This is a genomic window from Brakhagea baltica (assembly GCF_052161605.1).
Lineage (GTDB): Bacteria > Planctomycetota > Planctomycetia > Pirellulales > Pirellulaceae > JBKCUI01.
The window spans coordinates 6,999,708-7,019,102 of record NZ_CP197409.1; the positions used below are offsets into that span (position 1 = coordinate 6,999,708).

Annotated in this window: 14 protein-coding genes; 6 read left to right on the plus strand and 8 right to left on the minus strand. The window is 51.0% G+C overall.

All coding sequences use genetic code 11. The features are described 5' to 3' along the window. Positions 1–51: 51 nt before the first annotated feature. The 5 genes from xylA to SH449x_RS27230 all read right to left on the minus strand — a co-directional run bounded on the left by xylA (position 52) and on the right by SH449x_RS27230 (position 7,775). The gene (gene xylA / locus SH449x_RS27210; RefSeq protein ID WP_482379228.1) at positions 52–1,365 is read right to left on the minus strand and encodes a xylose isomerase; all 1,314 of its coding nucleotides are present in this window, start codon (positions 1,363–1,365) and stop codon (positions 52–54) included. A gap of 175 nt (positions 1,366–1,540) precedes the next feature. Then, positions 1,541–2,476 (minus strand): prenyltransferase/squalene oxidase repeat-containing protein, encoded by a 936-nt coding sequence (locus SH449x_RS27215; protein ID WP_482379229.1) that lies wholly within the window; start codon positions 2,474–2,476, stop codon positions 1,541–1,543. Further along, positions 2,476–3,564 carry a hypothetical protein gene (locus SH449x_RS27220; protein WP_482379230.1) on the minus strand — a complete coding sequence of 363 codons (1,089 nt, stop codon included), beginning with the start codon at positions 3,562–3,564 and terminating at the stop codon, positions 2,476–2,478. The genes SH449x_RS27215 and SH449x_RS27220 overlap by 1 nt, the downstream gene beginning before the upstream one ends. Next, on the minus strand, positions 3,551–4,717 hold the full coding sequence (locus SH449x_RS27225) for a Gfo/Idh/MocA family protein (protein WP_482379231.1): 1,167 nt from the start codon (positions 4,715–4,717) through the stop codon (positions 3,551–3,553). The genes SH449x_RS27220 and SH449x_RS27225 overlap by 14 nt, the downstream gene beginning before the upstream one ends. Positions 4,718–4,862: 145 nt before the next feature. After that, positions 4,863–7,775 carry a c-type cytochrome domain-containing protein gene (locus SH449x_RS27230; RefSeq protein WP_482379232.1) on the minus strand — a complete coding sequence of 971 codons (2,913 nt, stop codon included), beginning with the start codon at positions 7,773–7,775 and terminating at the stop codon, positions 4,863–4,865. A gap of 279 nt (positions 7,776–8,054) precedes the next feature. Here SH449x_RS27230 and SH449x_RS27235 point away from each other — a divergent pair, with 279 nt between their 5' ends. From SH449x_RS27235 to csrA, 5 genes are all read left to right on the plus strand, one after another. After that, entirely contained in the window at positions 8,055–9,230 is a 1,176-nt protein-coding gene (locus SH449x_RS27235; RefSeq protein WP_482379233.1) for a lactonase family protein, read from the plus strand. Positions 9,231–9,393: 163 nt separating this feature from the next. Further along, positions 9,394–13,446 carry a protein kinase domain-containing protein gene (locus SH449x_RS27240; protein ID WP_482379234.1) on the plus strand — a complete coding sequence of 1,351 codons (4,053 nt, stop codon included), beginning with the start codon at positions 9,394–9,396 and terminating at the stop codon, positions 13,444–13,446. A gap of 45 nt (positions 13,447–13,491) precedes the next feature. Beyond that, positions 13,492–14,574 carry an EAL domain-containing protein gene (locus tag SH449x_RS27245; protein ID WP_482379235.1) on the plus strand — a complete coding sequence of 361 codons (1,083 nt, stop codon included), beginning with the start codon at positions 13,492–13,494 and terminating at the stop codon, positions 14,572–14,574. Positions 14,575–14,698: 124 nt separating this feature from the next. Continuing rightward, the gene (locus tag SH449x_RS27250; RefSeq protein ID WP_482379236.1) at positions 14,699–15,448 is read left to right on the plus strand and encodes a glucosamine-6-phosphate deaminase; all 750 of its coding nucleotides are present in this window, start codon (positions 14,699–14,701) and stop codon (positions 15,446–15,448) included. Between the two features lie 219 nt (positions 15,449–15,667). After that, positions 15,668–15,892 carry a carbon storage regulator CsrA gene (csrA, locus tag SH449x_RS27255; protein ID WP_482379237.1) on the plus strand — a complete coding sequence of 75 codons (225 nt, stop codon included), beginning with the start codon at positions 15,668–15,670 and terminating at the stop codon, positions 15,890–15,892. A gap of 380 nt (positions 15,893–16,272) precedes the next feature. Here the strand turns inward: csrA and SH449x_RS27260 are convergent, their stop codons facing one another. Together SH449x_RS27260 and SH449x_RS27265 are read right to left on the minus strand one after the other, a co-directional pair. Then, positions 16,273–16,884, minus strand: coding sequence for a hypothetical protein (locus SH449x_RS27260; protein WP_482379238.1), 612 nt, complete (start codon positions 16,882–16,884; stop codon positions 16,273–16,275). A gap of 625 nt (positions 16,885–17,509) precedes the next feature. Then, positions 17,510–17,647: an IS4 family transposase gene (locus tag SH449x_RS27265; protein WP_482381859.1), complete on the minus strand. Its 138-nt coding sequence runs from the start codon at positions 17,645–17,647 to the stop codon at positions 17,510–17,512. 159 nt (positions 17,648–17,806) lie between these two features. On the opposite strand from SH449x_RS27265, the gene SH449x_RS27270 reads away from it, so the two are divergent. Continuing rightward, positions 17,807–17,992: a hypothetical protein gene (locus tag SH449x_RS27270; protein ID WP_482379239.1), complete on the plus strand. Its 186-nt coding sequence runs from the start codon at positions 17,807–17,809 to the stop codon at positions 17,990–17,992. 394 nt (positions 17,993–18,386) lie between these two features. Here SH449x_RS27270 and SH449x_RS27275 read toward each other — a convergent pair whose 3' ends face one another. After that, a complete protein-coding gene (locus SH449x_RS27275) occupies positions 18,387–19,229 on the minus strand; it encodes a hypothetical protein (protein WP_482379240.1) in 843 nt (280 codons plus the stop codon). Positions 19,230–19,395 lie beyond the last annotated feature (166 nt).

Consider the following 19,395-nt stretch of genomic DNA (forward strand, 5'->3'; position numbering starts at 1 on the left):
CGATTCATCGCCCGTGCGGTGAATCCAGATGGCATACTTCAACCGACCGAGTTATCGATCTAGATAGCGATTGAATACGTTTTCGAGGTACTCTTGTCGGCCACTTTGGTTCGGAGCTGCTTCCCCCTTCTCCATGATGAATTTCTCGAGATCTGCAAGCGAGGTTTGACCCGCCTCGATCTTCTTGCCAAGGTTAGAGTCCCAGCTGCTGTAACGCTGTGCTACGTGCTTACTCAACGCTCCGTCCTCGATCATCTTGGCCGCAACCTTGAGCCCCTTTGCAAAGGCATCCATGCTGCCGATGTGTGCGTAGAATAAATCGATCGGCTCAAAGCTCTCTCGCCTTACCTTGGCATCGAAATTAACCCCGCCAGGTGCGAGCCCGTACTTGAGCAATACCAACATGATCTGCGTTGTGAGATAGTAGTTGGTCGCGAACTGGTCGGTATCCCAACCTAACAGCAAATCTCCCGTGTTGGCATCGATCGACCCCAACGCACCTTGCATGCCGGCATACTCAAGCTCATGCATCATCTCATGCCCAGCTAGCGTAGCATGATTGGTCTCGATGTTTAGCTTGAAGTATTCGGTCAAACCGTAGGTTCGCAAGAAGTTCAAGCAAGCTGCTGCGTCGGAGTCGTACTGATGCTTGGTCGGCTCCTTAGGCTTTGGCTCGATCAAGAACTGCCCCTTGAAGCCAATCTGCTTGGCATAATCCACCGCCATGTGGAAGAATCGACCCAAATGGTCGAGCTCTCGCTTCATGTCGGTGTTGTAAAGGCACTGATACCCTTCTCTACCGCCCCAGAAGACGTAGTTCTCACCACCGAGCTCGTGTGTGACTTCCATGGCCTTTTTGACTTGAGCTGCGGCATAGGCATAGACCTCAACATTGCATGTGGTCGCTGCCCCATGCATGAAACGAGGGTTGCTAAACATGTTAGCGGTTCCCCACAACAACTTAACGCCCGAGCGTTGTTGCTCTTCTTTAAGAACCTTGGCGACTGCATCCAAGTTCTTATTCGACTCGGCCAGAGTCTTCCCCTCAGGAGCTACGTCTCGGTCATGAAACGCGTAGAAGGGGGCATCAAGTTTTTCGAAAAACTCAAACGCGACTCGAGCTCGGTTGCACGCATTCTCAACCGAATCGGTCCCATCATCCCAGGGACGAAGCATGGTTCCGCTACCAAAGGGATCGCTCCCCGTTCCACGCATGGTGTGCCAGTAAACGACTGTGAATCGCAAATGGTCTTTCATGGTCTTACCAGCAACGACTTCGTCTGGGTTGTACCAACGAAACGCCAATGGGTTATCGGAATCCGGACCCTCGTATCGAATCTTGGTCACTTCAGGAAACGCCGACATCAGAAATCCTTAAATACTTGGAGAGTATAAAACAGCCACATTCCAAGGCCCAATTGCCTTGCGAATTAAACGTTTTTCAACAGCACTGCAATGTTTTATCACATCCTTTGCGTTGTGTGGAGGAGGTGAAACGCCCCCTTTCTCGTTTCGGAATGGATAAGTAGGGCACCAAAGCCTATTCCATCCATGGCTTTAGCAGACTTAATAGTCCCAGCCCATAAAACGTATATTCCACATCTTCTGCGGGATCGAGCTCAAAACCGGCAAACCCGCCATCCCCTCTCGCCATCGAGGAACCGTACCGAAACGCGGCGGCGACATCGATTTCCTCCAGGTTTCCGAGATCCCATAATGTCACGCACGCCGTAAAGGTGCTTAGTAAATCAGGTAACGGCATTCGCGTATTGGCTTGGAATCCCCCCTCATCCGTTTGAATGTTGACGAGAAAGTCTGCCGCCGTTTCCGAAACCTCCGGGCTGAGAGCCCCCAGCGTTCTGAGGGCACCGATCGCCGCAGCAGTAGGGTTGGTGCCCGATCGTTTGGCGACCCGAACCTCTAGAAACCCACCATCAGTGCGACGCTGGGCTAACAAAAACTTGACGCATGGGTCATCCGATGGCAGCGAATACCCCATCAACTCCAAACAAATCGCCACCAAAAACGTTTGGTAAGTGCTGCCTACATTGGCTTCTAACGTCCTGGCAAACCCACCATCCTCCCGTCGCAATTGATGCAACATCGATTGCAAGCGCTCCTGCCAGACCTCGCGATTTCCCTCCAGCGGATTGACCTCGGTCGAGGCCTCAATCAACGCCGCACCATATACCAACGACAACAGGTCGATGATCGACTCCTGGCTCTGCGTCTTTTTTAGCAAGAATCCCGATGCTCGATCCGCAACATCACCTGTTAGAACTCCCAAAATGGCTAGAGAACGAAGCGCAAAAGCGGTGTAGTACAAATCGCTACTTCCCTCGCGTCCCCCCCAACCGCCATCAGGCTGTTGTGATCGCAGTATAAAGTCGAGATGCGGCTTTACGACCTGCTCTTCCAGCAAGGCCGCACCCGCTGTTAACTGAATGGTCAATCGCTCGAGATATCCGAAATCCATCAGCCTGCTTGATCCTGTAAGCGTGTTCGGACGAGATGCAATGTGCGTCTCTTGTCATCATCAGGCAACGATTCGCTGATCGGCCCAACCAAACAAAGTAATGAAGCGATTCGCTTGAGGGACAAATCGTCGACGACCAATAACGCCTCAAGCCAATTCTCTAAATCGGAGAAGTCGAATTGTAACACTTCTGCAATTCGCAAAGCATTCTGCACCTGCGTCCCCTGGGCATGAGCCCTCAAAAATCGAAGCAGCTCCGATGTCTTTGGCAAGCGACTGCGCCGAAGCACATCGATGCTTCGCAATTGACCAGAACGACTATAGTCCGCAAACCGATCTGCAATCAGGCTGAGTACGTTGTCATTGCGACATCGAGCCAGAGCTATGGCACATCCGTCGGCGATCGAGGTATTCTCGTCGTCGATGCCATCAGCGAAAACATGTTCGTAACCCACCATCCGGTATCGGGAGGTTAACTCTAATGCAGCCTCGAGAACATGCGGCTTGCGATCACCAGTCTTGAGCTGCTCAAAGGCAACCTGTAACGCGGGCTCGGCTCGCCCCTTCAAAAACTGTGACTCCAAATAAGGATAATACCCATACGAAAGTATTGGCTGAACATCGCCTGAAAACCAATCTGCCACCGACTCATCTGAATAGGATTCGAGCAGCGAAACGCGAAAACGAAGGCGATCTAAATCAACCCGAAAGAAGATTTTTGACGTTTGCTTGAGTGATTCGATCTGCTCGAGATGTTCGCGGAACAAGACGGGGGAGGAAACGGATATCGCCTCCAGCAGTTTACCAGCGCACCGACATTCGCGATCGGTGAGGGGGCGTCCTGCAGCCATCAACTCAGCTCGCTTCAACGCGTCCGCCATGAATTCCTTTGGGATCTCAAGATGGCTTATCATCGGGAATTCGGGAAACGCTTCCTGCGGCGTAAACTTATCCCATGCAGCAAAAACCGCTTCGCAACCACGTTGGTCGGTGCTGTAGCCATTACTTAGCAATTCGAGCGCAGCGGTCCTGATGTAGACGCTATCGTTGGTTAGCCAATCAACCAGAGTTAAATCACGCAATGCCATATTCTACCTTGATCCAGCTTTCCTGCTTTGCACTTTCGAGTATGGCTTCGCAAAGAACAATCTCTCGATGCCCTTCTTCCAAGGTTGGATAGTTCGCTAGGTTGTCATCATGCCCTTCGATCGAACTATAAAACGATCGAAACAGCTGCTTGAATGTATCGGGAAAACCCTCGTTGTGGCCTCCGGGGTATTGTGCGTGCGATGCAGCTCGAGAATGCAACATGCTCGGGTCACGCAACATGATCTGATTCGCTTCTCCTCGCTGGCCGATCCAGAGTTCATCTGGGTGGATGCTGGACCATGACAGGGTTTTCTTGCTGCCAGCGATTTGGAAGCGAATGGAGTTTTTATGACCAGCCGTCACCTGCGAAACATGCAAAGTACCGCGTGCCCCACCCCGAAAACGTAGCAACATGTTACCACTATCCTCGGTATCGATGGCAATGTCTTGTGTCTCGCGCTGCGTCTGCTTCATCCCTGAAAAAGTCTCGACACCACCCAAGGGACGTTGTCGCACAGGATGCACAGTCTGCAGATCCGCCATCACCGAATCGACTTCAAGACCAGAGACGGCTTGAACTAGATCGAGCCAATGCGTTCCAATATCTGCCACAGCCCTCAGTGCCCCTCCCTCGGAGCTAAGGACACGCCAATTGAAATCGGTCGGCTGATGTAACCAGTCTTGTACGTACTCTCCGGTCACATGAAAGATCTCACCGAGTTCTCCCGATCGGATGATCTCGGCAGCTTCGACGCAAATGGGATAGAAACGCACGTTGTAGTTCACTCCCGCATGCAGTGGGCTCGCGCGTGCGATTCGAACCAGCTCACCACTCTCGACCGAGTTCATGGCTAGCGGCTTCTCGCAAAGCACATGTTTGCCTGCCCCCAAACACTTCACGGCTTGCTCGTAGTGGTATCGATTGGGGCTGGTTAGGTGAACGACATCGACGGCATCATCTTGCAACAATTCCTCAAGCGACCCGTAGGCGCGCTCGATCCCAAAACGCTGTGCTGTTCCGAGAGATTTGCTCGCGTCCGATCCGAGAACGCCACGAACCGAGACTCCTGCCCTGATGAGCCCCTCGATGTGGACCGGACCTATAAAGCCTGTCCCCACCACGGCTGCTTTGCTCTTGTATTTGCGATTCATTGACGTGCGAATTCCGATCTATTGCGTGCGATTGCTATTCCAAAAGTCAAACCAGACACCCTCTGGGGCGTGTGACTGGCGGCGAAGGAACAGATATTAATGCCTTCAATAGGACGAATGCACAAGCCGAGTTTCGTACAAGATTCTAGCGAATCACGCGAATTTGCACCGGAGCAGATGTCGGGCTACCATGCCCCTCGGCTCGTAAATGAAAGTAACGCGTCTGCTCCGGAACCCATGGAGCGGCCGTAATAAATACTTCTCGCGAGGATTCGGAGGCCGGGATCAGCAACCCATTGAGCCCAATATTGTCGACGAAGACTCCGTGCGGCAAATTTCTGCCGGATTCCTCATTGCCGAACGGTAAATCACCACCAATTCCACCTCGATCGATAGCTAATTGAACACGTACGGTTGTGCCCGCTCTTACGGTAACCTCGTTTAACTCTTCACCCTGGAACTCTTGTCCGCTTGCGACGATTCTCACCTTGAGCGGTACAGGCTCACCCTTCTTTACCAGCAACTCCATCGGCTCAGCCTGGATTTCCATTCCGTTTTTCAGTCGAGCCTTGGGGGTAAAGCTTATCTTGAACTCATTCGGGATTCGATCGGTTACACCCTCCGGCAAAAACAAGATGCCGCGCGTGGTGATCTGTTCCGTTTGCATGGTCAATTCGCTCGTGATCCGCGCCCCATCAGGTACACCATCGACCGCGAACCGAATTTCCTCGGTCATGCCATCCCAACGCTCCGCCACAAACGAAAACTCCGTTCCCGAGCCTGGCCTTAGAGCCAACTCGGTTTGTTCGAGCCTCACCGTAAACCGTGGTTGCGGTGGATGCAGTGAGAGCCTGTAGTGATAGTCGTCGCCGGCTTGTCCGCGAGAATCTCGTACTCGAATCAAATAGGTCCCGTCCTCGGGAGCCGTGAACGTTAGCTGACTGTCGGTACCAAACTGACGATGAGCCGCATCGTCATTGGTGTAATAAATAGGAAAGACAGGCAGTCCGTTGGGGACCGGTTCAGCACCTGCCGCTAACTCGGTTACGATCCAAGCTGGTTCGTTCAAAGCGTGTGTGGCTGCCGTGGTGTCAAAGTAGGTCGCTCGGCTACCTCTACCCGGATAAACTCGAAAACCAGAGTCAGGACCGCGCGGATAAAACCATAACTTGACGACTTCACCAGAGGCGTACAAATACTCGTTCAACTCCATATCTTCCCAACGATGCAATCGGAAGTCATCCGCATTTGTAGAATCCTTGCCGCGAAAGGTAAAATAGGTTTCTCTGACCGCTTGCAAGCGAGTCCGCAAAATCGGGGCAGCGGATGGATCCAGAATATCGATCAAGCTGTCGAGCTTCGAACCAGACCGAGCGGCATCGATGGTAATCATCAAACGTTCCCCCTGGCGAGCTTCAAAACTATACCAGTCCCCTGGTTCGTCACTTGAATTATCTGACTCCGTTAACACACCTTTCACGATCGAGTTGGTAGGCAATCTTTGCGGAGTCTTGGACGTACGAACCCGTGAATCCTCATTCAATTCTTCTGGAGCACCGTCCTCGATACTTGCACTACGGGCTGTGTCTCGCACGCTTTCTGAACTTGTTTCCCCGCCCGGAGCATCGGAGTTTAACGCGCCCTTTTGAGCAGCATAATGCTTTGCGGAAAACGTTGTCGTGCTGCCATCAATACTTGTAACAAGTACCGTCTCGTCATCAATCCAAACGAGCCCAGTGGGAATATCGTCCACTTTGCCTAACACAGCAATGGGGGTCAGATCGTGGGCATCCCACAGCTTGATCGTTCTATCCTCGCCAAAGGTAGCGAGTCTTTCTTTAGAACGCTCCCCCACCGAGCATGGACTCAATTCCATCCCCAAGACTGCCCCTTCATGAGCGAAAACCGAGTGAGTCATCGGGCTAACGGCTGATACCGTTTTGGATTGCAATCGCCAGCTACGAATTCGCTTGTCAGCCCCCGAAGCCAAGATCTGATTGCCGTCTGCAGCAAAACGTACTGTGTACTGTTCTCCTTCGCTTTGGCCAAAGGTATCGAGCCGCTCGCCCGAAGCAACATTCCAGACCTTGATAGTTTCGTCAGCGCTCGCGCTGGCAAGAACCGTCCCAGTTGGATCAAATACGATGTCGTAAACGGCACCGTTGTGCCCCTTGAGCGTTTGGATTAGTTCTCCTGACTCGCTCTCCCACAGGTGAATCAACTTGTCATGACTAGCGGTTGCCAAAATCTTGTTGTCTGGACTCATTGCGGCAGCGTTTATCACATCCGAATGAGCCTCGATCGTTTTCTCGACTGCGAGTTTGCCGTCGAACCAACGCACCATCGTGACTTGCCCTCCGACACCGGGGACACCAGAACTGACTATAAATCTAGAGTCATACACCGGACGGATTTGCGTCACTTTGCCAGCCACTGCGACAGCACGGTTCAGATCGATCTCACCCGAGTTAGGCTTCACAGCAATGCCACCTTGCAATCCTACTAGTTGACGTAAGCCATCCAATTTGGCGATTGCAAACAAAGGATTCTTACCATCTTCGCGAAGACTGAGTTGCCCCGAAGAGAATCGATCCATCAGAGAACTCTTCGTAACTTCGCCGATTGCCCCCGCTTCGATCCATTTTCGAACAAGTTCGATTTCTTCAGCAGTTGGTTCCAACTCATCCTCGGGGGGCATCTTGGGTTCCTCGCCCAACATCAACAGAAGAATCTTCGAGTTGTCGGGATCGCCTGGAACGACAAGTTGCCCTTTGGGATACCCGGCCTGAAGACTCTCAAAGCTGGTCAGGCTTACATCAGACTCGCCACCGCCATCGCCATGGCATCCGGCACAGTACATCGTGAAGATCGGTTGGATTTGCGTCGCGTAATCGATCTCGTCCGAACCAGTAGCTGCACTTGGGTTCTGGCAGGCAAGCAAACCGACCAGCAAACAGAAAAACGCTAGGGAAGTGAAGTGAACGAATCTATGGAGCAAAGTTTGCTGACGAAGAAAGACAGGCTGATGGAGCGAGAATGGAAGGAGTAGCAGACTCATGGTGGGATAATGCGAGAGGGGAATTGCGACATAGTATCTATACGTCGGAGGCTTGATCTAGTCTTGGGTGGTTTCGACTCCAAAAATCTAGATTAACCCCACCCCATTTTAACAGCTTCACCTCTACCTGTGAGCATCTCTCCCAAAAAATTGCAAAACCGAAAACGGTTGAATACGTATCAGAAACCGGACGCCCCAAAATACAGGGATCGAGGTTATACTAGGTAGCCCGGACATTCCCCACCCCAAAAAAAACTCCTACCCATATTGGTACCTCTCATGCGTTTATTGCTCAACTGCCATCTAATTTGTGCTTTGTTTGGATTTGTATCACTCACCTCAGCCTCGACGCAAAACGCTTACTCGCAAGCGTTCTTTATTGCAGGTTACGGGCCGGGGATTTATTCCAGCTACCTAGACCCAGTCGGTAAACTTTCGGAACCAAAACTATTGGCTGAACAAAAGAGCCCCTCGTTCTTTGGATTGCATCCTACCCTAAACGTTCTTTACGCTGTCACGGAGACGATGCGCAACGACGCGAATTACCCTGCCGAAGTGGTCGCTTACCGTTTCACGACCGAAAAAGTTGCAAGGGATAACGAGAACCAAGCAACAGAGAAGATCGCTTCGTTGACCAAGCTCAATTCTCGGAAAATTGATGGCGATATCCCTTGTCATGTGACTGTGGATAAGACCGGCCGGTTTCTTATCATCGCTAACTATACGAATGGCTCCGTAGTCGTGTTCGCGATCGAAGCCGATGGCAAGGTCGGTGCAGAGACTTGCAACATTGTGCATAAAATTGTAGACGGAAAAACCAAATCGAACGGGCATTGCTCGGTAATTGATGGCACCAATCGATGGGTGTTGGTTGCGGACCTCGGTCTGGATCGCGTTTTTGTTTACGAACTCGATCACGCAACAGGTAAGCTGGTACCAGGCAAATACCCTCATCTATTGTTGCCTGAGGGAAGCGGTCCTCGACACCTTGCCTTCTCCCAAGATCAGAAACAATTGTTCATCATCAATGAACAAAACATGACCATGTCGAGCGCGAGCTGGGATCCGGAAACTGGCAAACTGGAACTGATCAACACCGAAGCTACACTGCCCGAAGGCGAGTCCAAGCCAGGATATTCCACCGCAGAAGTGATCGCCCATCGCAACGGACGGTTTGTGTACGGTAGTAACCGCGGACACGACTCGATTGTTGCTATGAAGATTGATCCTGCAACCGGCAAGATCAGCCGCACCGGTAACTACTCGACCTTAGGGAAAACCCCGCGAAACTTTCGCTTTTCACCGGATGGCAGGTTTTTGCTAGCTGAAAACCAAAGCAGCAATTCTGTCATTGTGTTTCAGGTGAATGAGCAGACCGGGGCACTTGTCGCGACAGAAGAGAAAATCTCGGTCCCTTCCCCCGCATGCATTCGGTTCCTGTCGGACAGGCCATAAAGCAGGCCCGGTTTGCCAACCCATTCATTAGAGTATTTGCACCAAGCCTAACGCGATTTCACATTTTGTTCCGAAGTTGCACACTAAACGAAATGGAGCGGATGCAAGGCTCTCTGCGTGAGCCAGTGACTTTTTAGCTGATTAGCACAGCGAAAACAACGCCGTGACCGGCCCATCACCACGAAAGAAGACTCCGTTCCTGTTTGGTGCTGATGTGCTGATGCCTCTTACTTGTAGCTTGGCCATTTATGGTGAGACCAACATCATCATGCCTAGCGATACGGGAACGGTCGACGCATTCTTAGGGATTCAGTGGACACTGGTGGGAACTCCTATCGTGACCGTCGTGGGCGTTACAGTCCGCTGCTACAATCGATACGATTGGCAGAGTCGTCTATCAGCAACCGCGATTGCTTCCTTCATTCGCCGGGTGAAATCTTCCTACAATGGAAACAGAACCTACCGTTCCGCTGAACGCTTCGTATCGATTCAGGCCCCTCGGGGCAAAGGTTCTGTCCGGCCGATGTTACCAAATGCTACTGCAACATTGTTGCAAACCTCATTAACGCCTATCCCCTTGGCAAGTTTTGGAGACAAAACTCTCGATACTGGCGGTTTACAACAGACCTCATCCCCTTCTGTCAAATACATCGACTGGAGTCCTGTGGAGGCAGGGGAAAACGCGTTCTTCCGCGCCTTCGATGCCAATAACGCTCAAAGCGTGTTTGTCGCTCTCGTTCCCAAAACGCTTGAGCAAGCACGACCGACTGTAGACGTTCAAGCTCAACTGGATCGCTTATCACGTCATCCGGATGTTCCCGCGCTTAACGTTTGGGAAGTGGTCTCGCAACCCACTCGCTATCAAATCTTTCTTCGGGACCACGGCTACCGCTCGCTATCGGATACCATCGCGACCTATACCACAACCGAGAGGTTAGAGATCGCTCTACAGGTACTGTGGTCCGTTCACACCGCATGTTTGAGGGACATATACCACGGTTGTTTAACAACGCGTTCTCTATTTGTCGAACAAGCCGATTCCAAGCGACTATGTTTGAATTTCTTGGAACGCTTCATGCTTTCAGACAAGTCGATTCGATGGTCAACCGATCAGCTGTACTCATCAGATTTGCGAGGTGCGATAGCCATTGTCACTAGTCTTATCGAGCCTTTGCACGCCCTGGATGAGCCGAGCCCAGAACTTTCCGGTCGAAAACTGGCCGCGCTCAAACGACTCTGCCGCGAGGAACCAGATGACAACAAATTGGAGTCCCATTTCGATCGCTGGTGCGCTGCTCTGGGAGAATGCGTCGCGGATCAAAAGAATCCATTTAAAGCGAATTGGCTCGAGCCCCTAAAAGGAATCGAAAACCAAAACGACTCCGAGCTCGAAAACTCAAAAACACAAGTGGTCGAATCGGTTCCCATGCAACCAAGAGAGCTAATTACGGGTACTACTGAACTCTTGACAAGAGAACCACTTCTTCCTGGTCAAACGCTCGGTCGCTACAAGCTTGAGAGGATCTTGGGCAAGGGGGGGATGGGGATCGTTTTTCGAGCCATCCAGGAAACGACAGGTCGAATTGTTGCGATTAAGGTTCTTTTAGCAGTAGGGAATGACAATACCCATGCGGTCAGAAGATTTCGCAAAGAAGCCAGAATTCTCGCGAGCGTTCAAAACGAGTTCGTAACGGAACTGCTCGAAGTGGGCGAAGAACGTGGATACCATTTCTTGGTGATGGAGTTTGTCGACGGCCCGAATCTGAAACAATGGCTCGGTGGACGAGTTCCACTCCCTGAACAACAAGCACTAACGCTGATTCGTGATATAACCAAAGCATTGGTACAAGCTCACGGGCAACAAATTGTTCATCGCGATATCAAACCCGAAAACATACTACTAGCCCGCGCAACTCACGTAGATACCACCGCAGATTTAGGGCTTTCCGTCTATCGCGTCAAGTTATCGGATTTTGGAATCGCTCGCCATATAGAGCAATCGGTTTCCATGGAGGTAACGCGAGCTGGAACCATGCTGGGAACCCCCTGGTATATGTCCCCCGAACAATGCAAAGGGAGCAGTGAGATCGGGCCGTCAGCCGATGTGTACGCTCTAGGAATTATGCTGTTCGAGTTGCTCGCAGGGGAACTCCCTTACTTTTCCGAAGATCCGATGCAGATCGCAGCCATGCATTGCTTTGATCCTCCTCCAGATGTGCAAAAACGAAATCGACAGATATCGGATCGGACTTCGTTGCTGTTGACACGCATGATGGCTAAACAACCCAAGGATCGCCCAGCAGACGCGTCTCAAGTACTCAGAGAACTCGAAGCTATCCTCCTGGGAACTCCAGCCGACATCGAAGATCATCCCCGACTTCCCAACAAGAACACAGACAAGCTCTGGAGCCGCGTCTTTCAGTGGGACCTAAAGAGTACACCAAGCCAGTTATGGCCATTCGTTTGCGATACGGATCGGCTGAATCGCGCGGTTGGGTTGCCGTCAGTCATCTACCGAATCGTAACAGATCCCAATCGCGGAATTCGTAAATTTGGATCGTTCAAAATTGGCGGCATGAGAGTCGAATGGGAGGAGCACCCTTTCGAATGGGTCGAGGGGAAGCGAATGGGTGTATTGCGTGAGTTTTCCGCAGGGCCCTTTCGCTGGTTCATGAGTTCCGTTGAGTTCCTACCGTTGCCTTCTGGTGGCACACGTTTGATTCATACCGTTAAGATCGAGCCCCGCAACACCCTGGGCAAAATCGTGTCCACCATCGAAGCCGGTTGGAAAGGGGGACGAGCCTTGGACAAGGTTTATCGTCGCATCGATGAATATTTGCAACAAAATCAAAATGAAGAGCCGATCCTCGACGCTTTCGAATCATCGACCAAGCTGGCTCGAGAGTCCGTGAAACGAATCGAGGAACGACTGGCTCAAATGCTAGATATGGGAGTCGATTGGGAGGTCGCCTCGAGATTATGCGAGTTCGTTAAAACCGCAACACCTCAAGCGGCTGCCAAGATTCGCCCTCTCGAGTTGGCTAATGCACTCGAATTGGATCCCGATGAAGTGGTTGATGCATGCATCGTTGCTGCTCATTGCGGATTGTTACAATTGAAATGGGATATCCTATGCCCGACATGCAAGGCACCTGCAACATCGGAGCCGCTTCTCAGCCGAATCGCCAGCCACACCGAGTGTGAAGCTTGTGCATCGGAGTTCCAATCCAATCTTGGCAACGCGATTGAACTGGTTTTTAGCGTGCATCCAGAGATTCGCGAGTCCGATTCGGCCAAGTACTGCGTCGGTGGACCAGCACACTCACCGCATGTAGTAAGCCAAGTGCGATTGCAAGCGGGTGAGCGGATCGAGCTTCAAGTTCCAATGGAAGTCGGAGATTACCTCGTTCGAACAACGCAGAGTATTCTGCTTCAATCGATTCGTGTAAGAGCAGACCATGCCCCGACTAGCCTCGAGCTAGTAGTCAGTGATTTGGGAAAGTTGCAGTCTGTTCCCAACGCGCGAGCCGGCATGGTTTCGATGGCGATCGCGAACAATACGGATCGCCAACAGTTGGTACGAGTTGAGCGAACCATCAATCGCGCTGATGTCGTAACAGCTTCTGCCGCATCGACCTTGCAACGATTTCGTGAATGCTTTCCAGAACAACTATTCGATCGCCATGTACCGATGGACAGCGAAGAACTCACCTTGGTCGCACTCCAGATCAACAATGCTGTGTCCATCTATCAGACTCTCGGCGATACAGAGGCTTATCGCTGGTTCCAAGCCTTTCAAGAGCAGGCCGAAAAATCGATTCTCGCTTGGAATGGCGCTGTGGTAAAGACTCTAGACGAAGGATTAATCGCTACGTTTTATAATGCGTCGGCGGCCGTCCAAGCTGCATCGGAGATAGCTAACAGTCGTAGCGAACTCGATCCTCGTGGAGAAGCGATTCTAGGTATAGGGGTGCACCGAGGGCGAACACTGGTTTCGACGCAAAACGGGCGTTTAGATTATTTTGGGAGTGCCCCGCGAACGGTGCAACAACTGGCACATGCAGCGAGTGATGCAATCCTGCTATCCGAAGCCGCTTTTGTTGATGCCTCAGTCAATGAAGTGCTCAGAGGTTGGCCAGGTGAGCGAACCACCTCCACTATTGCCATACCTGGCAATTCGCACCAGATCGTACAACGCTACACATTGAACGCTTAACACTGATTTTCACACACAGAACTCTGCACGCAGGAGAAATGCCCCATGCTAGCTCAACTCGAAGCCACCGCAGTTAGTTGCTGGACATTGATCGAATATGGCCAGGGACAACAACAAAAACGCAAGATACCGCTACCTAAACGTAACCTCGTCGTGGGTAGAACCACCGATTCCGATATCTGCGTACCGGATGCGTCCGTTTCCAAGCGACACGCCGAGATACGATTCGAGGGTGATGCGATGCTAGTCGTTGACGAGGGAAGCACCAACGGCACGTACCGGAACTGCGAGCGCATTCACAGTTGCAGCGTTCAAGACGGAGATTTGTTGCAGTTCGGGAATGCTTTATACCGAGTGGGGCTCGAACGTCGGGATGACACGGGTTCAACTCAGGAGCAAGGAATCTTGCCCTGGGCACAGACGCTTCTGCATTTTGATAAGCTCTTGAATGAAAGAGCTATAATTCCATTTTTTCAGCCGATTATTACCCTCGCGGAGAGGCAAACGGTCGCTTTCGAGTTGTTGGTGAGGAGCAAATTTGAGGGGCTTACCACACCTGCCAATATTTTTGGTGCCGCCGATCGTTTAGGGCAAAATGCAACGCTCAGTGAGATGATTCGCGACGAAGGCTTGCGGGTTGCCATGCGGTCCGAGCATAGCGACTCCGAGTTTTATCTCAACACCCACCCGTCCGAAGTGGTCAATGATAGATTGCTATCGTCCCTTGTTGCATTGCGAGATGCTTTTCCAGAGACACGAATCACTTTAGAAATCCACGAAGCCGCTGCGACCGATCCCGGGTCGATCGCTACATTGAGACGGCTCCTCAACGATTTAGGGATTCGATTGTCGTACGATGACTTCGGTGCAGGACAAGGCCGGTTGTTGGAGTTGGGCGAGCAGCCACCCGATGTGTTAAAGTTTGACATGTCTCTTATTCGGGATATCGACAAAGCACCCGCGACCAAACAGGAGATGTTGGCAACATTGGTCAAGCTGGCTCGGGATTTGGGGACTACTCCCTTAGCCGAAGGGGTCGAGACTGAGGAAGAGCATGAAGTCTGCAAGCAAATGAACTTTGAGTTAGGGCAAGGTTATTTGTACGGACGACCGGCACCGTTCTTCTAGAATGCGGGCGAGACGTTACAATCGCGGGTTGGCATTAGCGAAGGAACTAAGCTGATGCGTCGGTCGGGGTTGATTGAGCTTGATCGAGCTCCGGATATGCGGTCTGTAACGAAAGGTCTGATTAATGAACGTTGAGATTTACTCTGATGCCCGTCAGTTGGGGGCTGCGGCTGGGGCGACGGCGGCTGAGGAGTTGCGGCGTGTTTTATCGCAACAGGAACGAGCACGAATCATTGTTGCGACCGGAGCGAGTCAGTTTGAAACACTTGCACAGCTGATCAAGGAGAGCGGGATCGACTGGTCCCGCGTCGACGGATTCCACCTGGACGAGTATTTAGGGCTGTCATCGGAGCATCCGGCTAGTTTTTGTCGGTATCTCCGGGAGCGATTCGTGTCACAAGTCCCCATTGGTAGCTTTTTCTATCTCGATGGGACGTTGCCAAGTCAGGAAGTAGTCGAACGAGCGTCTGAAGCGTACCGAGCAGCACCGATCGATTTAGCATTGATAGGGATTGGCGAGAATGGACATCTCGCCTTTAACGATCCGCCGGCTGATTTCGACACCGAGGCGATCTATCATGTCGTGGAATTGGACAGGGCGTGCCGGTTGCAACAGGTTGGGGAGGGGTGGTTTAAGAGCTTGGAGGAGGTTCCAACGCAAGCCATCAGTATGACCGTCCCGGCTATCATGAAAGCGAGAAAAATTGTTTGCAGCGTCCCTGATGAGCGCAAGGCGAATGCGGTTGAAGGGGCCTTAACGGGAGAGATTACGCCGGCCAAGCCAGCCTCTATTCTTCGGAAACATTCGAATGTAACGGTCGTGCTTGATAATGCGAGCGCTTCGCTGTTATCCATGGCAAATAGAAGTTGCTAGAATAATGTGATTTTGTTTGCGGGCAGGCGTTACAAGCATCATTAGCATACATTTTCGGAAAGCGGTATACGGGAGTCATTTAGGCACACTTGTTTGACGATACACCGGAGGTCAGCAGAAAAGAGTCGGTACGCCCGAACTCAGATCGGCTGGCACGCACTTGTTTGGTCCCAACCCTGTTGCACTGGATGCAACGTATCAGAAGAAAAGGAGTCTCCAATGCTGGTACTCTCGCGACATCGAGATGAAAGCATCATGATCGGCGATGACGTTGTCATTACGGTTGTGGATATCCGTGGGGATAAAGTGCGGCTTGGTATCGAAGCCCCAAACGACATACCTGTCCACAGACAGGAAGTCTACGAGGCGATCAAACGTGAGAATCGCAAAGCGAGTCACATCCAACCGGCTGAAGTACGCGGCCTCAAGGAAGATCACTCATAACTAAATTGACGTCCAAGATCTGTTTCTTTTTGGAATGATGATCACGGATAGAAAACTGTCGTTCCCCCCCTGAGCTGGATTTTCCAACGCAGGAGATACAATAAAACCTTGGATAGGCCTTGAACCCCACGGGGTTCGCCTGTCCAAGGTTTTTTTCTTTGTCCGTGCGATTTTTTATGCGATAAGAGACAAGAGAATTCACTTTCGACCTAGCATCTTGGAAACCGAGTGTCTAGTCCGAGAGAGCCAGGCTCCGCGCAGCGAGACTTGCTTACGACCCTTTGCAGAAACGACCTCCCAGAGAAAATTCCTTATCAGGGAGGCCAGATAAAGGGGCCTACGGGTAGGTTGCCCACTCGATTCTTCCGGAAAAAACTTGATCATCGACTATTGTCTTCACCTTCAGGTGTCTCAGCAATTAGTTTCTGAATGACACGTACTTTGGAACCGATGAATAGCACATTTCGAACATGGATTTGCTGGCGCGTAGCTCCGGTGGTATATATCTCTAGGTCGCCTGAGCCGACGCCGATTAACCAATGTCGGAACAAGTCGTCGCGATGTTTTTCTAGCGCCATGCCCTGCGTGTTGTAGCTTTTTGAACCGCTTCCGAAGATGGCATGGTAAGTGAGCTGACCGGGTTTAATTTCCCAGTAGCTGGTGCGATCTACAACAAATACGCTGACGGCCCATATGGTAAATAGTAGTGTCGAGAACCAAAAATATGCTCCTAAATTCATGCTGATTTCCAGACCTCCAAACCAACGAAGGACTTGGTCCCACCAGCCGATATAGGCCAGGATAACGATAACCAGAGCGAGGCCCATAATGACAATCCCTGAAGCTAATCCGCGTACCGAAAGGTTGGTGATCAGAATCACAAGGAAGAGAACAAAGAAAAAAATCAGCCCAAGGTTCGAACTCGAGTGAATCCACGTCCGAGTTTGGCCTATAAGGTGCTCCTGCCCAAACCCATAGGTTATCGCCGCCATGATGTAGCCAACCACCCAGACGGGCCACCAGTAAAACAATGCGGAGTGGCTGTAGACTCGTAGTTTGCGAATGTGTGGCGGCCCTTCTTGGAATGTTGACAGCTGGACTTCTCTGGCCGGAAGATCCCACTGCGATGGCGACTTTGAATTATCGATCTCAATCTCCACTTACCCAATGGGGCTGTTCAAGGGGGAATTACGTGAATTTGTCGAGCATCTGTTCCTACACCGCAGGCACAAATTTTGTTTGGAGTATTATCGCTGGTGACGAAGGATTATAGCATCGAGGGGATCATGGAATCGGCATGGCGTATTTTCTTAGTAAAGTGCCACTATGAATTAGGGATGCAAACGAATTTCTCATCGAAATTCGGCCAACCTTGGTAATTGAGGTCGCATCCTCTTCGTTTCCCATCCAAAAAAGAGCGCCCAGTTGGTTGTTGACTGGTGCATGTCACCAAATCGTGCTGATCGAACGGCTTGCCGAGATGGGGTTGGTCGCTCACGGAATGCCACTCGCGATCGAAGGTTTGCCACTTTCAGCTGACATACCGTAACGAATGTTAAGCAAGGCTTTGCGGCCGAGTACGTGTCAGTTGTATTCCGAACTGTGGCAACCCTGCTCTTAAATCTTCATGCCCAAAGTTGCGTACATGCTTTTCCATTCGCTTGGTTCGAAGAATAATTCGCAGTCCATCTCCGGGCACTCGCGGCCCAGGTGGCATATGTACATTGAACGCCAAGCTACGATCTTATGGAGTATAGGTAATCATTCATTCTCCCTCGAGGGAGAGTCGAGCGTAGCTCGGAGAGGGTGAAAGGCACAGCAATGCATAACGGCCCGACTAGCCAGCGATCTTAAACCCCCCTCCCCTCGTGATCGTTCCTCCACTCGACCCTCCCGAATTCTTCGGGAGGGTGAATGAGATTGCAACTCACGCTGGAGGACTGGTGGTTCACGAGCCAAGAGTTCGCCTTGATCAGTGAGCTTGAAGTTGGCGAAACAATAACCTGCTCACAACTAGAGTGTTCGTGCACTCGTGTGAGTAGCTTTGAGTTGTTCGCGAACGCCTCCATTCCGACCTTGCGTCGGTGGAGCGATGACTAACAGGCTAGCAACGGATACCCCAGTATATACCTCCCCCTTCCCTTCTGTCTCGCCTGCGGCGAGACAGAAGGGAAGGGGGAGGAGAGTGCGTCGTGGCTAGCTTGTTAGTCGTGCTTCCACTGAGTGAACACAGTGGAGAGCTAATGACCGAATTCGGTGCAACAAAGTGCTCGAAAACGGTCTCTAATCGCTCGCTTGAGCCCCGATCGGGACAATAGGAAAACCAAAACCCCTTTGGAAATCCTATAAGGAAAAGATTGGCTTTCTTTCAAACTTCCCCCCTTCACCCTTCAAACTTCTTCCGCCCGACCGCAGTTGGCGGAGACCTTACTGACTAAGTCTATCTCTTATTCTGTGAACGGTTAAGCCGGAGCGTACTTTTGCGAAGGATGGTCTAATTTCCGTATTTTTTTCTCCACGTTGGCACGTCTTCTAGGTCGATAATAAATTCCCCAATAGAAAGCCAACCTCGGCCAGCCTCGTCGAGAATTCGATCCAATACTTTGCGATCGATATCTTCAACCTCAGAACGGATTGTCAGACACTTTGAGTCGATCGACTCGAGAAGAATTCTTATCGCATCCACATTGTCCATTCTATCGAATGACAGATTTAGGCTCTCAACGTAAGGTAAAACGCTCAGAGCTTTTGCATGAGTGATACTTAATTCAACACCGCTCAAGTCGAGCCTTCGGACGATTCCGAAGGATGGAACTTCATCAAACTTCGCATTGTTTAAGTTGAGCCCCAAGATGTCAATCCTTGAAAAACGACTCACTAATAGGAATTCTCCAAGAGCAAGTTGGTAGCCAATCACAGAAATGTCCGAGTCATCGGGCAGGCTATTGACCCATTTTACAAGTCTATCAGAAAACCTCGGAGCGACGGACGATGGTTCAACGTCTAAGATGACATTTACTTGAGTACGCGAAGCTAATCTTAACGCGTAGAGTGGTGAACGCTCTAAGTCCTGGGCCTTTCCGGTAATACCATAAACGCGTCTATCGCTTTCGGGACCGATCAGATCAGCAATCCATGGAGGTATAGTACTCTTAAGCCAAGTTTGCCTTGTTTTCTTGTTGTCTTCTACCGATAGTTTTACGCCGCCATTTCGAGATTTAATTATCGCATTCTGGTTTCGAATATACGGATAAATCCAAATAAAAGTTAAGGCCGCAATCCAGAGGAAAGTAGCGAAGCAAAACCCGCCCCGTACTGTCCGCGAAACTTTCCGCATTGTCCTCCAATACCGACCAACTAATACTAGTGTTCCCCATAGACAAACTGCGTAGAAGTAGTTTTCTGAAAAAACAATTAAGGTTAACAGGAGTAGAAATCCTACGGCGTAATATAGGATACTACGGTATCTCCAACCTAAAGAATTACGATCCATTTGATCTTCA